Source organism: Polyangium mundeleinium, assembly GCF_028369105.1.
Classification (GTDB): domain Bacteria; phylum Myxococcota_A; class Polyangia; order Polyangiales; family Polyangiaceae; genus Polyangium; species Polyangium mundeleinium.
Map to the genome: position 1 here is coordinate 5,989,793 of NZ_JAQNDO010000001.1, position 15,646 is coordinate 6,005,438.

General features: G+C 68.7%; 8 protein-coding genes. All 8 read right to left on the bottom strand.

The window, feature by feature from the left end; genetic code table 11:
• Positions 1–17: 17 nt before the first annotated feature.
• The 8 genes from POL67_RS23815 to POL67_RS23850 all read right to left on the bottom strand — a co-directional run bounded on the left by POL67_RS23815 (position 18) and on the right by POL67_RS23850 (position 15,622).
• Positions 18–2,873: an acetoacetate decarboxylase family protein gene (locus POL67_RS23815; RefSeq protein ID WP_271920829.1), complete on the bottom strand. Its 2,856-nt coding sequence runs from the start codon at positions 2,871–2,873 to the stop codon at positions 18–20.
• Positions 2,874–2,914: 41 nt separating this feature from the next.
• On the bottom strand, positions 2,915–3,940 hold the full coding sequence (locus tag POL67_RS23820) for a polyprenyl synthetase family protein (protein WP_271920831.1): 1,026 nt from the start codon (positions 3,938–3,940) through the stop codon (positions 2,915–2,917).
• A 17-nt stretch (positions 3,941–3,957) separates the two neighbouring features.
• Positions 3,958–4,962: a hypothetical protein gene (locus POL67_RS23825; RefSeq protein WP_271920833.1), complete on the bottom strand. Its 1,005-nt coding sequence runs from the start codon at positions 4,960–4,962 to the stop codon at positions 3,958–3,960.
• Positions 4,959–7,127: an FAD-dependent oxidoreductase gene (locus tag POL67_RS23830; RefSeq protein WP_271920835.1), complete on the bottom strand. Its 2,169-nt coding sequence runs from the start codon at positions 7,125–7,127 to the stop codon at positions 4,959–4,961. Before POL67_RS23830 ends, POL67_RS23825 begins: the two co-directional genes overlap by 4 nt.
• Positions 7,128–7,240: 113 nt before the next feature.
• A complete protein-coding gene (locus tag POL67_RS23835; RefSeq protein ID WP_271920837.1) occupies positions 7,241–12,736 on the bottom strand; it encodes a trifunctional serine/threonine-protein kinase/ATP-binding protein/sensor histidine kinase in 5,496 nt (1,831 codons plus the stop codon).
• Between the two features lie 56 nt (positions 12,737–12,792).
• Entirely contained in the window at positions 12,793–13,485 is a 693-nt protein-coding gene (locus tag POL67_RS23840; RefSeq protein ID WP_271920838.1) for an amino acid ABC transporter ATP-binding protein, read from the bottom strand.
• An 11-nt stretch (positions 13,486–13,496) separates the two neighbouring features.
• Positions 13,497–15,086 (bottom strand): ABC transporter substrate-binding protein/permease, encoded by a 1,590-nt coding sequence (locus POL67_RS23845; RefSeq protein WP_271920840.1) that lies wholly within the window; start codon positions 15,084–15,086, stop codon positions 13,497–13,499.
• Positions 15,087–15,175: 89 nt separating this feature from the next.
• Complete coding sequence (locus POL67_RS23850; protein WP_271920842.1) at positions 15,176–15,622, bottom strand: acyl-CoA thioesterase; 447 nt, start codon at positions 15,620–15,622, stop codon at positions 15,176–15,178.
• Positions 15,623–15,646 lie beyond the last annotated feature (24 nt).

Consider the following 15,646-nt stretch of genomic DNA (forward strand, 5'->3'; position numbering starts at 1 on the left):
GGCGCGCCCCGCGCTCGTCAGGGCCCCTCGAAATCGGCCTTTTGCCAGGCCTTCGCCAGGATCAGGATCACCCCCTCGAGCGCTTTCGCGTAATCCTCGGGCGTCGCCCCGGCGGAGGGCGAGGGGTCGGGTCCGAAGAACGCGACCTTCCCATCCGGCGCGTACGCCTTCTGCATGACGTCGACCGTGGCCGCCGCCGTCACGAGCTTCTGGAGCGCCTCTTCCACGTACGGGCGGAGCCGGTTCTCCTTGGAGATACGCCGATCCACTTCGGCGGTGAGGGAGGCGAGCTCCTCGGCGCGCGCCGCCGCTTCGGTCTTCCCGGCCTCGGCGCGAATCGCGTCGAGGGTCCGGACAATCTCGGCCTTGCCGCGTTCCCAGCGCGTCGGCCCTTGGTCCTCCCATTCTCCGCTCAGGACCGTCTCGACGACCATCTGCGGATCGATCGTCGCGAGCACCTGCGCGCGGTTCGGCTGCGACAGCGATCCCGCCATCGAGATGGCGATGTCCCGCGCGCGCGGCCCGATTTGCCGCGGCACCCCGGCGTCCACGTCGGCGAGCATTTCCATGCCGAGGCTCGGCTGTTCGAGGAGGGACGCGAGAAGTTTTTCCTGGGGCGGGATGACCCACTGCGTGCAACCTGCGCGCATCGCGAGGTTTCGGCCGAGGTGCTGCCGCATCGCGGCGCGGGCCCAGAAGGGCCGCACGGGCTCGATGACGTACACCTCGGCCGGGCCGCTCACGTCCACGGCCTTCCAGGAGAGCCCCAGCGTCTTCACGATGGGCTGGCTCGGATATTCGTGCAGCCGGATCTCCAGGGGCCGCTCGAACTCGTCGAGCTCGTAGACCTCTTCGAGCACACGCTCGATGAGGACCACGCTCTGGTAGCAGGCGGCGAGCGGATCCTGGGCGTCGCGGAATTGCTTCAACGTGAGGATGTCGAGCGAAGCCCGCATCACGAGGGGCCCGAGCGCGAGGGCGCGCGCCATTTCGAGCTCCACGCGCATCTCGTTCGCCGTCGACACCTTCCGCTTGTGTTCCTGCAGCAGGAGGTTCGGGAGGTTCTCGTTCAGGAGGAACGAGCTCGTCGGGGCGGGCGGCGTCGTGGAGCCCTGGATGATCTCGATGACCGGTCGCTGCTCGGCCTTCTGGCCATACCCGGCCGCCGGGAGCACCTCGGCCACGACGGTGAGCAGGGGCTGCGGCGTCTTCGGCGAGGGCCCGGCGTGGTCCATCCATTCATCGGGCGGGCTCGCGAGGGTGGCGGGCAAGGTGGGGATGCCGCTCACCTCGGAGCGCGAGATCGCGGCCGTGGCGCGATTCGCGTAGGAGAACACCGGGATCATCGCCCCGCCGCGCAGCTCGCCGTTGAAATACCACAAGACCGGCAGGAGGATCTCGATGTCGCGGTCCGTCCAGACGCCCACGTTGTTCGTCGCGGATCCGACCTCGTCGACGCTCGACACCATCATGTACACGTGCGTGCCCCAGGCGTCGATTTGATACCCGGTGCCCTGGAGCATGACGTTGAGGTAGGCGTCGCAGAAGGCCTGGAGTTTGGACCTGTCGGCGAGCATCGGGAGGACGCGGATCGTCGCGTCCGGGAAATAAAAGGGCCCCGTGATGGGGTCGACCGGGACGCCTCGCGCGGTATTGAAGAGCGGGATGGGCTCCGGGTCCGGCGCCGTGGGCGACGCGGGCACCCAGCCTTCGCTCTTCCAGCCGCCCGAGAAGGGCGTGCGCCACGCGAGCACCTCGCCCCAGGGGTATTTCACGTCGAAATCGAGCCAGAACGGGAACACGGGCTCGAGCACGTCCACCGGCTCGCCGTGCGCGCCGAGCGTGGACTCGCCCGAGACCTTGAGCCCGAGCGTGTCGACGAGGGGGAAATCCGAATACCCGTGAATGTTGATCCGATATCCGCCCGTGATGTCGCCGAGCAGGAGGTGGCTGTTGCCGAAGAAGCCGACCTGGTTCATCCCGTCGATGAGGAGCTTCGTCGTGATGAACCCCTGGTAATCGGCGAGGTGCGGCTGCGTGGCGCTCGGGAACTGCTTCAGGTTGAGCGCGGTCCAATAGGGGTTCGAGGTGTAGAGCCCGACGATGAGCTGCGCGAGCTGCTGGGCCATTTTCACGGCGTTCGCGGGCGTCGCGCCGGGCTGCTTGTGCAGGATCCCCATTCCGTAAAGGATGTCGAGGCAGCTCGACATCCAGCGGCTCGCGCTGTTCACCACGTTCTGCGCCGCAGCCCAGGGGTAGAACGGTTGCGTGAGGTCCGGGGGGCACTCGAACGGCGTGAGCGGCGGCGCCTGCACGAACTCGAGGAGCGTGCGCTCTTCGAGCTTCTCGCCCGCATACGTCCGCGGAAAGAGCTGCGCGGCCACCTTGGCGAGGAGCCGCGGGGCCATCGGATCGTCGACCCACCCGCTCAGGGTCGGCACGAGATACCCGGGCGATTTCGGCCACCCGTAGACCTCACGGCCCGTCGTCATCGAGAGGGGGTTGTTCACGAAGATGTACGGCGTGAGGTAGACCCAGTCCTTGAAGACGAGCTCCGACCCTTGCTTCTCGTACCACGCGAGCGGGATCGTGAAATTGACCTCGTGCTGCGCGATCCAGCCGAGGTTCGCGGCGTCGATCGACATCTTGCCGTAATGCACGAGCTGCAGGTAGACGTACGGCAGGAACACCCGGAACTGGCCGACCTTGTCCGGGGCGATGTTGTTGATGTACTGGTCGACGAACCGCTGCACCCGCTCCATGTCGGCGAGGAGCGGGAAGACCCGCATCGTCACCCCCTTGAAAGAAAAGGGAGGGATGAGCTGCATCGCGGGGTACAATCCCCGCGCGATATTGAAGAGCGGTTGCTGCATGGTTCGTCTCCGAGCCGTTGTCGTCTTGCCGCGCCCGCCCGTCAAGCCCGCTCGATGACCCAGCGGGGGAGGGCCTCGATGAATTGTTTGTCCTTGGAGTCCGGCAGCGCGCCGAACAGGAGGGAAAACTCGTGCGAGGCCGCGCCCGCGAGCCCTTGCGCGACCTCACGCGCGTACTCGATGCACCCGTAATGATCCATCCGCTCGCGCACCCAGGTGATCTCCTCGCGGGTGCGCTCGGCCCGCGGCAGCGCGAGCAGGCGGCCGAGGCGCGCGCGTTCCTCCTCCGTCCCCGCCTCGAAGAGGCGGATCAGCATCATCGTCCGTTTGCCCTCGTGGATGTCGCCGCCGAGCTCCTTGCCGTAATCGTTCTCGTCGCCGGTCAGGTTCAAGAGATCGTCCTGGATCTGGAAGGCCGCGCCGAGGAAAAAGCCGAACCGGATGAACGAGTCGGGATCGACCGAGTCGAACGTGGCGATCATCGCGCCGACGCGGATCGGGTGGATCATCCCGAGCCAGCACGTCTTTTTGAGGACCATTTCGAGGTAATCGGATTCGCGCACGCGCGTCGAATTCTCGTGGCGCCAGCCGAGCTCCATGGCCTGCCCCTCGGCCGACTCCGAGGCCATCCGTTCGGTTTCTTCGAGGATACGCAGCGCGAGGCGCGGGCCGAGGGTCCGGAAGTTCACGAGCAGCGGGCGGAGGCCCAGGAGCCCGAGCATGTCGCCGACGTTGATGGCGATCGGGACGCCGTGCGTCGCGTGCAGCGTGGGTTTGCCGCGGCGGCGCTCGCTCTCGTCCTCGATGTCGTCGTGGACGAGCATGGCGTTGTGGAGCAGCTCGATGGACGCGGCCGTGTCGAGGGCGTCCTCGGGCGGGCAGCCGAAGGCGCGGGCCGTGGCAATGCAGAGGCTCGGCCGGAAGCCGCGGCCGCCGCGCTGCGGATAATCCGCCACGAGGTCGTAGAGCCAGCGCCGCGGCTCGCGCGCCGGGATGTATTGAAAGAGCCGCGAGCGCGCGGCCGCCCCGTATTCTTGCAAAACGGCGGGGACGATCTCGGCGAGCATGGAATCCTCGGCCCTCGTCAGGCCTTCAAGGTGACAGTCACGCGACCGACGGGGGAGCGGCTCGCCTCGTCGATCACGACGCCGCTGTAGGAGCCGGCGGGCTGCTCGGGCGGGATTTGCAGCGTGATCCCGATGGCGCCGTCGTTCGACAATCGAACCCCTTCGAGCGGCGGCGCGCCCTCCACGTCGAGCGCGCCGAGCGCCGGGGCGACGAGGTGTTTTCCGGCGGCGCCGGGCCCGAGGTGGAGGCGCACCTCCGCGGCGCGGCCGAGGTGCACGTCGAAGCGCAATGCAATGCCCGGCTCTCGCCCCGAAGGCTCCAGCGGCGGGCGCGGGGGAGGCGCGGGCGCTGCGGGACCCGGCCCGCGGCTGGCCCACGGCGGGGCGCGGGGCCCTTCGAACGGCGGCGGTTCGTAGCGCTCGCGTGGAGGCGGCGGCGGCGTATAGGCGCCATGCGTCGGCGGCTCGTATCGCTCGCGCGTCGGCGGCTCGTATCGGCCGTACGGGGGCGGGGGCTCGGGCCTCCCATACGGCGGCGGCGGCTCGTATCGGTTTTGCGGCGTATAGGCCGCGCGCGGATCATAACCGCCGTAGGGCTGCCCATACGGCGATTGCGGCGCGCGTCCCTGGGGCGCGAAGCCCATGGGCCCGGCGAAATCGAACATCATGCCAACCGCGTCCGACCAGTACCGCATCGCCCTGCGCGCCATGTCGCCATAGGACAGCGGCCCGGCCTCGGTCCACGATCCGCCGAACCCACGCGCCGCGTCCCTGCCGCGTCGCATGTATTCGTCGTACACGCGATACGCCGTGGACACGCCCGTTTCGAGCGAGGGCCGGCCGTTCGGCGCCGAATAGCCATTCGGCCCCGGGATGGGCTCGGGGCGGCGCTCCGGCGGGGAGCGGAACATCAAGGGCACGTCCCGAATGGGCTGCGTGCGCGCGGGAGGATCACGCCGCAGCCGGTCCTGCACGGGCGCGTCGTGGGGGGGAGGGCGATCATGCGGATTCCATTGGCTCATGGGTGATCGTATCCGATGATTTCGTCGAGGGGAGGGTGATGGCTGATGGCGTGCGCGGCGAGCAGCCCCGACATCACGGCCGACTCGACGCAGCCCGTATCGAGCCCGGTGCGCGTCCAGTCGCCAGCGATGGTCAGGTTGTCGAAGGTCATGTCGAGCGGCGAAATGCGGTACTTGATGCTCCCGGGCATCGAGAGGACGTACCGATCCGAAGGATTCACGTTGGCCGTCCAGAACTGCGAGTCGAACCGCGCAGCGCCCGTGCTCCGCGGCGCGCCGGATCGCGCCTCCTCGGGGTCGACGAGCAGATCCCAGCGAAATTCGCCCGGCCTGCGGACGGCCGCGGGCCAGAGCCAGCCCACGTCCCAATCGAGGAAACGCACGATGTTGTCGCGCACGTAGGCGCGCGCGATGCCCGGCAGATCCGGGCCCTCGGGCGCGACGTCCGGCAAGACGCTGCAAAAATACGCGATGGACCGGACCGGCTCCTCGAAGCTCTCCACGCGCTCGAGGTGCGTCATGTCCGCCCACGTGTCGAACGGCTCGACGAACCCCGACAGGTTCACCGGCGCGGGCCGGTTCCAGCCGAGCTCCCGCGCGTCCGCCCGGAGCCACACCTGGAAGGCCTGCGTCGCGACGCTCTTCACGTTCTGCACCATCGCGCGCCACGACGGCGCCCGCTCGACGAGCTCGGGGGCGACGTGCGGAATGGCGCCGATGCTCGCGCCGAGCACGACGAAATCGAAGTCGTCGCCCACGCGGACCGTCTTTTCACCCGCGCGGCGTGTCTCCCAGTGCGATTCGAACGCCCACCCCTCGCGCTCCAGGCGCTCGCCGTCCACGAGCTGCCGGGGGTCGGCCTTCGAGGGCCAGCAGGGCAGCCCCTTTATGTCGACGAGCGGCGCGTACTCGCCGCCGCTCACGATCTCGGCCTGCACGTCGAATTCGAGCGCCGTGACGTGCGCCGGCCCGGCCTCGGGTGGCGAGAGCTTTACGTTGCGCAGGCGGTGGAAAAACTCGAAATGCGCGCCCCGCTTTTTCAAGACCTCGTACATCGGGGCGAACACGATGTCGCCCATGCCGGCCTGCATGCGGAAAAACAGCGATCCGCGGTACGTGAAGAACATCCGGAGCGCGCCACGAAGCGCGACACCGGCCGCGAGGGCCGGGCGCCGTATGTCGCCCTCCTCGTACGCGAACGCGAGGTCGTAGAGCGCGCGGACGAACCCGGAGTCGAGCGAGTGCTCGGACGCGCCATTTCGGCGGAGCCAATCCGACCATTCGTACTCGTTGATCGCGTCGAACCCGTCCGGGTGGAACGCGAGCCCGTACCGGAGCGAGCCCCTCACGATGCAGAGGATGAGCTCGACGACCTCCCACACGCGCCGCAGGCCCATGTCCCCGCCGACGATCGCGTCGAGCTCCCGCCGCACGACCGCGCCGATCGCGTCGAGGAGCCGCAGGAGCGTGGCCTGCACGCTGTCCCGCGGCGACAGGGCGAAGAGCGATTGCAACGCCGTGCGCAGGAGGTCCACGGCCTCGAACACCGCCGCCGTCGTGGCGAGCTGCCCGTACCGCAGGATCCGCTCGATCATCCCGAGCACGTCGCCCGGCGACGCCCCGGCGCGGCGCGCGCCCTCGGAGGCAGGCCAGCCGGGCGCGGCGCGCCCCGCGTTCGCCGAACGCAAGAGCTCGGGGACGAGCGCGAGCGCCTTCTCCAGGTATCCCGCGACGCTGAAGGGGTTGCGCTCCTCCAGCGGATCGCCGGGCCTGCCCTTGCCGGGCGGGAAATGGGCGACCCAGGGCTCCCAGGCGCCGCTCGGCAGGCGATCGGTCACGCCGACGACGGGCGCGGGCGCGAACGCGTCCTCGAACGTCGCGATGGGGCAAGCGCGCGGATTGCGCCCGAGCTCGCCATAACACGAGCGCATGAGGCGGAACGCATTCTCGTAAAACCCCATCCAGAGGTGCAGCCCGTGCTCCTCGATGCGGCCCGACGGCCCGCGGCCCGAGGCGCCTTTGCCGCCGAGCCGGAAGCCCATCTGGTAGATCGTGACGTCGTAGAGGCCGCGATGCTCGGGCCGCGTCAGCTCGAAGGCGGCCGCCATCGATGCGCATCCGCCTCCGATGATTGCCACCCGAATGGGGCGTCCGGGAACGTGCATGTCCGTTATGGACAATGCAGCAGGTCTGTCCCTTCTTCAAGGACGAACGGCACGAGATGAGTGATCCCACTACGTTTTTTGGACGTGCTCGCGGGCCGTCCGCAAAACCTTCCCTAGCGTGAGCTTATTGTTTTTCGTGAGTCGGCGCCGCCCGAGGATGCGGGCCCGGCCGTGCCGCCCGGCTGCTTCTGGCGTCTGGGCAGCGTTATGACGAACTCGGTGTACTCTCCCTGCGCGGTGTGCACCTGCATCGACCCGCGGTGCCCCTGGACCACGGTGTCGTAGCAGATCGACAGCCCGAGCCCGGTGCCCTCGCCGGGCGGTTTCGTCGTGAAGAAGGGATTGAAGACTTTTCCGAGGATCTCGTCCTGGATGCCCGTCCCGTTGTCCCGGATGCGCACCTCGACCAGGCTGCCGTCGCCGCGTGTACGGATCCCGAGCGTGGGCGCGTAGCCGGGGCCGGCCGTTCGTTGCTTCTCCTGCATTGCGTAGCAGGCGTTGTTGATCACGTTGATGAATACGCGGACCATGTCCTGGACTGCGATCTCCACCAGGCCGATCGAGGCGTCGCAGTCGTTCTCGATCTTCAGGTGGAACCCCGGCAGCTTGCCGCGATAGCCGTGGTAGGCGAGATCGAGCCCCTCGGCGAGGGCGGCGTTCAGATCGGCCGGCTCGTGTTTTCCGCCTCCCGCGCGCGAATGCAGGAGCATCCCGTTCACGATGTGGTTCGCCCGCACGCCGTGCTCGCCGATCTTCGCGACGTTTTGGCCCAGGAGGGAGAGCGTCTCCTGGATCTCCTCGATCGTGTCCGGCGTCGCCGCGCCGTCGAGCTGCGTGAGCCCCTCGTCGAGCTCCGTGACGAGCCCGGAGGAGAGCTCGGCGAAGTTGATGATGAAGTTCAGCGGGTTCTTCATCTCGTGCGCGATGCCGGCCGTCAGCGCGCCGAGGCTCGCGAGCTTCTCCTGCATCACGAGCTGCTGCTGCGTGTCGCGGAGCTGTTCGAGCGTCGATCCGAGCTCGGCGTTCTTCACGGAGAGCTCCCGCGTCCGCTCGTCGACCTTCTGCTCGAGCGTGCGGCTGTACTCTTCGAGCAGATCGTTCGAGGCGCGCAGGCGCGTGGAGGTCTTTTCGAGGTCGGCGAAGAGCCGCGCGTTGTGGAGCGAGAGCGCGGCCTGCGAGAGCAGGAGGCGCAGGACATCGAGCCTCGACGCGGTGAACGCGCCCGCGATGAGGTTGTTTTCGAGGTAGATGATGGCCGTCACGGCGCCGCGATCGAGGAGCGGCGCGCAGAGCACGGATTTCGGTCGCGCCGATGCGATGTACGGATCGGCGGTGAAGCGGCCTTCACGCGCCGCGTCACGGAGCACGACGCTCTCGCGCGTGCGGCTCACGTACTTCACGATCGCGGCCGAGAGGCGCTTCTCCTGGTCGAGCGGCGTCGCGTCGTGCGTGATGACGTCGACCTGATCGATCGTGTGCTCGACCGCGACGACGTGCTGACCCTCGCGCTCCAGGATCAAAAAACCTCGCTGCGCGCCTGCGTTCTCCAGGAGGATCCGCATGAGCGTGGAGCTCAGCCGTTCGAGGACGATCTCGCCGGAGATCGCGCGGGCGGCCTTCATCACGGTCGCGAGATCGATCGACTCGCCGCCGCTCCCCGTCGTGGACTCGACGCCGAGGTTCACCGTGGCGGGACCTTGGGCCGTGCTCGGCGGCGGGGGGGCCGCCGAGCCGAGCAGCTCCGCGTGCTCTTTGTTCAGCGCCGCGACCTTGGCCGACGCGCCCCAGCGCACGTAGCCGTAGCGCGCCTCGCCCATGTACGTCGCGGCGATCTTCGTGCGCCCGAGCTCCAGGTAATGCTCCGCCGCGAGCTCGTAGGCGAGCGCCTCCTCTTGCACGAACCCGTTCTTCGCGGCGCCTTTGATCGCTCGCTCGAAGAGGTCCATCGCCTCGGCCGCGCGGCCGAGCAGCCACGCGCGCACCGCTTCGACGAGCTCGTACTTGTGCAGGTAGTTCGCCGGCGCCTGATCGGCCCAGCGCTTCACGAGCGCCTGGTTCTCGTCGACCTGGGCGAGCAGCGCGGCGCGCTTCTCGGGCCTCGCCACGCGCGCGGCCCGCAGGAGCGCGAGCGAGTGGTAGAGCGGGAGCTGCCCCGCCGTCATGTGCCCCGTGAGCGCGTTCAGGTAGGGCTTCGCCGCGTTGGCGGCCTCGATCGCGAGCACCGTGTCCCCGAAGAGATACGCGAGCATGCACTTCGAGATGTGCAGGAGGCCGAGCGCGTTCTCGCTCTTCACCTCGAGGAAGTGTCGGATCGCCGTCCGCTCGTCGAGGCTCTCGCCCACGAGCAGGATCGGGTCCTTCGACTTGCCCATGAGGTTCAGCACGGTCTGCCGGACGATGCGCGCGAAGGAGAGGCCGTGCTCCTGCTTGACGCGCGCCAGCACGTCGATGTGCTGGGCCACGTCCGCGACCACGACGTCGAGCGGCTCGCCCGCGTAAAAGATCGCCGCGGCGTGGATGGCCGCCGAGTACCCGACGAACTCGTGATCCCCGACGTCGAGGCCCGTCGTGACGGCCTCGCGCAGGAAGTCGAAGGAGACACGCAGGTGCTCCTTCCAGATCTTGATGAAGCTGCCGACGAGCGTGTAGACCTTCGCCCTGAGGGCCCGCGCGTCGAAGCGATTCATGAGGCGGATCGCGAGGTCGCCGTAGACGTTGCCGGCGTCCGGATCCCCGAAGGCGCTGCGCACGACGCCGTACTCGGCGAAGGCGAACGGCGAGAGCGGCGAGTGCCCGTGCTCGACGCAGAGCTTGACCATCTCGCAGACGACGGGCACGAAGAGCATGGGCTTGCCGATGTAGACCGGGGCCGTGAGCGTCACGAGCAGCCGGAGCCGCGCGGCCTGGGTCGGATCCGCCATGTCGGGCAGATACGCGAGCGACTCCACGGGCCTGTCGCCGATGAGCGCCGCCGTCTCGGCGTACCTCGCGAGCATCCCGTTCGTGTCGATGTCCTCGGGCAGCGGCGCGCCGAGCAGCTCGAGCGCCTGGAGGCCCACGCGGATCGTCGCGTCGAACTCGATACGCGCGGTGTGGAAGAGCATCCGGAGCTCGTGGATCCGCACCTTGTCGAGCGCCGTCCGCGCGTGCTCCAGGGCGCTCTGCGAGAGGCGCTGCGCGCGCTCGAAATCGCCGTTCAGGTACGCGGCGCCCGTCGCCTCGATGTAGAGCTCGAACGCGAGCTCGTACCGCTCCAAAAAACTCCCCGGCGGCAGGAGGCGGATGCCGGCGTCGAGGTAATGCAGCGCGGGTTCGTACGCGGCCGAAGCTTTGGCCTTCTTCCCGGCGATGAGGTTCAGCCGCGCGACCTCGGCGCGCTCCTCGGGGCTCTCGATGCGCTCGCTGCCTTGATCGAGCTGGCTGATGACGTCGAAGAGGCGTTCGTCGAGCTTCTCGGGCGGTGTGCGTTCGAGCAGGAGGCGGCCGATCTGCAGGTGGATCTCGGCGCGCCGGTGCTCCGCGATGAGCGAGTAGGCGGCCTGCTGCACGCGGTCGTGCAGGAACTTGTAGTGCGCGTCGGGGATCGCGTCCGTGCTCTCCAGCACTGCGGGCTCGGCGAGCTGGTAGGCGTCGCCGATGGGCACGACGAGCCCCTCGCGCAGCGCGTCCCAGAGCCCCGTTGCCGTCTCGATCAGCGGGTGATCGTGCACCTTCGCGAGCGTCGCGAGTTCGAAGCGCGCGCCGATGCAGGCCGCGAGCTCGAGCACGCGCTGGGCCCGCTCGGGGAGCCGCTGGATCTTCGCCGCCATGAGCTCGACCACGTTGTCGGTCATGTCGCGGCGCCGGATCTCCCCGAGATCCCACCGCCACTGCGCGGCCGACGGATCGAAGCGGAGCAGCCGCTCGTCGGCGAGCGAGCGCAGGAACTGGCCGAGGAAGAAGGGGTTTCCGCCCGTCTTTTCGAGCGCGATCTCCGCGAGCGAGAGCGTGCCCTCGCCGCTGCGCACCGCGTCGTCGACGAGCTGCTCGACGTGCTCGATCGAGAGCGGCGAGAGCGAGAGCTCGGTCACGGGCGCGCCGGCCTTCTCCAGCGCCTCCAGCGTCAAACGGAGCGGATGCCCGGAGCCGACCTCGTTGTCGCGGTACGCGCCGATCACGAGCAGGTGCTTCATGTCGGGATCGGTCACGAGCAGGTGCAGGAGCTTGAGGGACGGCGCGTCGGCCCACTGCAGATCGTCGAGGAAGATGACGAGCGGATGCCCGCCGGCCGTCAGGGCGCGGACGAAGCTCTGGAACACGAAATGGAAGCGGTTCTGCGCTTCGTTCGCGGGCAGCGGCGAGATCGGCGGCTGGGCGCCGACGATGAGCTCGACCTCGGGGAGGACGTCGAGGATCACCTGTCCGTTCGAACCAAGCGCGGCCGAGAGCCGCTTCTGCCAGAGCGCGAGGTGCCCCTCGCTCTCGGTGAGGAACTGCCGGACGAGGTCGCGGAAGGCCTGGATCAGCGAGCTGTAGGGGACGTCGCGGTTGAGCTGATCGAACTTGCCAGAGACGAAGTAGCCGCGCTTGGCGAGGATGGGCTCGTGCACCTCGTTGACGAGGGCGCTCTTGCCGACGCCCGAGTAGCCGGCGACGAGGACCATCTCGGCCTTGCCCTCGCTCACGCGGTCGAACGTGGAGAGCAGCTTTCCGATCTCCGCCTCGCGGCCGTAGAGCTTCTGCGGGATCTGGAGTTTGTCCGGTACGTCCCGGCGACCGAGGGGGAATTTCTCGATCGGGCGGCCCTCTTCGAGCGCCGCGACGCACGCTTCGAGATCGGCCGCGAGCCCGAAGGCCGTCTGGTATCGATCCTCCGGGGACTTCGCGAGGAGCTTGCGCGTGATGTCGGAGACGGCGGCGGGGATCTCCGGGGCGCGCTCGTGCGGGGGCACGGGCTCGCGCGCGATGTGCTGGTGCACGAGCTCCACGACGTCGGAGGACTCGAACGGCACGTGGCCCGTGAGCAGCTCGTAGAACGTGATGCCGAGCGAATAGAGGTCCGCGCGGTGATCGACGGCGCGGTTCGTCCGGCCGGTCTGCTCCGGGGACACGTAACGCAGCGTGCCTTCGAGCACGTTGAGATCCCGCATCGGCGCGCTCTCGCGCGAGAGCGCCGTCGCGATGCCGAAGTCGATGAGCTTGATCTCGCGGGTCTCGGGGTGGATGACGATGTTGGACGGGTTCACGTCCTTGTGGATGATGTTGCGCCCGTGGACCTCGCCGAGGATGCGGGCGAGCTCGGCCATGATCGGCAAGAGCTCCGCGATCGGCAGCCGCGCGCGGACCCGGAACGCGCTGAGCGGATCGGCCCCGAAATCCTCGAGCACGATCGCGAGGCGGCCGTCGTGGCGCAGGAGCTCGTGCGTGCGAATGACGCCGTCGAGCTTGAGGCCGCTCGTGATCTCGTATTCGCGGCGGAATCGCGCGAGCTCCTCGGGCCTCGGCCGATCCAGACGCAGCACCTTCAGCACCACGGGCAGCCCGTCGTGCGTGCGGCGTCCCCGGTACACGAGCGTCCGCGTGGTCTCGTGCAGCTTCGTCGTGATCTCGTAGCCGGGAAAGAGACTCATGGATCCCCGAAACGAGGGGAAACGAGGTGACTCCCCTTGTCAAGGATCCGGTCGCTTCACGCGGCTTCGGCGATCACCTCGGCCGGCGGGCCGAAGGCCGCCACACGCCCCTTGTCGAGCACGAAGACGAGATCCGAGGCCTCGCGCGCCACGGGCAGATCGTGCGTCACGACGATCTGCGTGACGCCCGTGTCGGCCACGCGCCGCAGCGTCCGGCCGACCTCGTGCTTCAGCGCCGGATCGAGCGCGCTCGTGGGCTCGTCGTAGAGCAACACCGAGGGCTCCATGGCGAGGGCGCGGACGATCGCCACGCGTTGCTTCTGCCCCCCGGAGAGCGCCTCCGGGTACGCCTTCGCCTTGTCCTCGATGCCGAGCTCCGCGAGCAGCTCCTTGACCCGCGCCTCCGCGCGGGATCGCGCCTCGCCGCGCACGACCCGCGGCGCGAGCGTGCAGTTGTCGAGCACCGAGAGGTGCGGGAAGAGCTCGAACGTCTGGAAGACGAGCCCGATCCTCCCGCCGAAGGAGCCGTGCTTCGCGCCCGCGCCGAACGTCACGCCTCCGACGTCGATCGTCCCGCCGTCGAAAGGATCGAGCCCCGACAAACAGCGCAGCAGCGTGGTTTTTCCGGCGCCGCTGCGGCCGAGGACGCTGGCGATCTTGCCCGTCGGCACCTTCATGCAGAGCCCCGCGAGCGCGGGCGCCGCGGCGCCGGGATGTCGCTTGACCAGATCGGTGACGCAGATCGACATCGTTTCCTCCGTTAAGCAGAAGCCGGCCGCCGGACCTTCGAACCGAGCCGCTCCTCCACGCTGCGCGACAGGCGCGCGAACGGGAGGCTCAAGCCAAGGTAAAACAGCGCCACCACGAGGCCGAGGCCCAGGTGATCCCGCATGGCGCTGGCGAGGCTCGTGTACGTCTTCGTGAGCTCGGTCAACGTGACGACCGAGATGAGCGAGCTGTCCTTGAGCAGCGCGATGAAATCGTTCGTCGTCGGCGGCAAGGCCACGCGGATCGCCTGCGGCAGCGCCACGTGGCGGAGCGACGCGAGCTTCGAAAGGCCGAGCGTCCGCGCCGCGTCCATCTGCCCCGCCGGCACGCTCCCGAGCCCCGCCCGGTAGTTCTCCGCCTCGGCCGCGGCGTAGTTCAGCCCGAGCGCGATCACGCCTGCGACGAACGGCGAAAGCGTCACGCCGAGCTCCGGCAGGCCGAAGTACACCATCGTGAGCTGCACGAGCAGCGGCGTGCCGCGGAAGAGCTCGATGTAGCCCACGGCGAGCCATTGGAGTGGCTTCGGCCCGTAGACCCGCGCGAGCGCGAGCGTCATGCCGAGCGTGACGGCCACGGTCATCGCGAGCAGCGAGACCACGAGTGAGAGCAGCGCGCCCCGCGCGAACAGGCCGAGCGTGGCCGGGTACCGCTCCTTCACGCGCGACCAGAAGGGCAGGGGTTTTCCGACGGCGGCGCGCCACGCGTCGTGCGCCTCGGCGACGACCGTGGACGGGGGCTTCGGCCCGCCGAGCATTTTTTCCGTTGGCTCGTTCCAGAGGCCCCAGCGCGCATACAGCGCGGAGAGCGTGCCCTCCTTCGCGAGCGCCTCGATTGCCCCGTTCACCGCGGCGAGCGTCTCTGTGTCGCCCTTCGGGACGCCCACCGCATACGAGACCTCGCCGAACGAGCCGTCGACGACCTCCAGCGCGGGATCGATCGCCCCGTAATAAAGCGTGATGGGATCGTCGAGCAGCACCGCGTCGGTGCGCCCGATGCGCAGGTCGTCGTAGATGTCGTTTTGCCCGCCGTCGTACGTCTTCACCTCGGCGCCTTCGCGCTCCGAGAGCCGCGCGGCGAGGGAGCCGGGCAAGGTGCCGACCTTGCGGCCGCGGAGCGCTCCGAGCGTGCGCGGCGCGCCTGTGTCGCCCTTGCGCACGGTGAGCCGCATGGCGGCGACGTAATAGGGGCGCGACAGCTCGGCGACGCGCTTCTTCTCCTCGGCGACCTCGATGCCGTTGATGACCACGTCGAAATCGCCGCGATCGAGCAGCGCGAGCAGCCCGTCCCACGCTCCTTGCACGGGCCTCGCGCGCACGCCGAGCTTCTTCGCGAGCGCGGCGGCGAAATCCACCTCGAAGCCGATGAGGTGGTTTGGATCCATCGGATCCTGAAAGACGTACGGCGCGCCGCCTTGTGAATCGTTCCCCCAGCGGAGCTCCCCGCGGGCGCGCGCCTCGGCGATGGCGTTCCTCGCCGTCGCGGGCGCTGTCGCGGGCTCCTCGGCGAGCGCCCTTCCGGGGGCTACGAGCGCGAGAAGCGGGAGCAGAAGGAGAAGCGTGACCGCGAGGCGACGCTTGCGCATCTTTTTCTTCGAGCACCTCCTACCGGGAAGGATCCCGAACGAGCGCGAAGGATGCGGGACGGGCGGGACGAACGCAAGACCTTTGGAGGTCATCCGACAGCGCTCGGGGGCACGACGATCCGCTCGAGCGCGGCGCGGATCCGAGCGGGGATCGGCGTCGGCTTGCGGTTCACCCGATCCACGAAGACGTGGACGAAATATCCCTCTGCGGCCACGAGCGCCTCGCCGCGCGGGAAAAGCCCGATCTCGTACCGCACGCTGGAGCGGCCGAGCTTGCCCACGCGCAGCCCCGCGTCGATGTCCGTCGGGAACGACACGCCGCGCAGGTACCGACAATGCGACTCCGCGGCGACGCCGATCACGTCGCCCCGCTCGATGTCGAGCCCGCCTTCGCTGATGAGCCAGCGATTGATGACGGTGTCGAAATACGAGTAATAAACGACGTTGTTGACGTGGCCGTAGATGTCGTTGTCCATCCACCGCGTCGGAATGACCAGGAAGTGCGGGTAGCCGTCGCGCGAGGCCGTTTCGCTCATGGCGAACCCATACACGAAACGGGT

Bases quoted from the DNA above. Each gene is read 5' to 3' on its own strand.
- POL67_RS23815 (WP_271920829.1), bottom strand. From the start codon at position 2,873: ATGCAGCAACCGCTCTTCAATATCGCGCGGGGATTGTACCCCGCGATG.
- POL67_RS23840 (WP_271920838.1), bottom strand. From the start codon at position 13,485: ATGTCGATCTGCGTCACCGATCTGGTCAAGCGACATCCCGGCGCCGCG.
- POL67_RS23850 (WP_271920842.1), bottom strand. From the start codon at position 15,622: ATGAGCGAAACGGCCTCGCGCGACGGCTACCCGCACTTCCTGGTCATT.
- POL67_RS23835 (WP_271920837.1), bottom strand. From the start codon at position 12,736: ATGAGTCTCTTTCCCGGCTACGAGATCACGACGAAGCTGCACGAGACC.
- POL67_RS23820 (WP_271920831.1), bottom strand. From the start codon at position 3,940: ATGCTCGCCGAGATCGTCCCCGCCGTTTTGCAAGAATACGGGGCGGCC.
- POL67_RS23830 (WP_271920835.1), bottom strand. From the start codon at position 7,127: ATGCACGTTCCCGGACGCCCCATTCGGGTGGCAATCATCGGAGGCGGA.
- POL67_RS23845 (WP_271920840.1), bottom strand. From the start codon at position 15,086: ATGCGCAAGCGTCGCCTCGCGGTCACGCTTCTCCTTCTGCTCCCGCTT.
- POL67_RS23825 (WP_271920833.1), bottom strand. From the start codon at position 4,962: ATGAGCCAATGGAATCCGCATGATCGCCCTCCCCCCCACGACGCGCCC.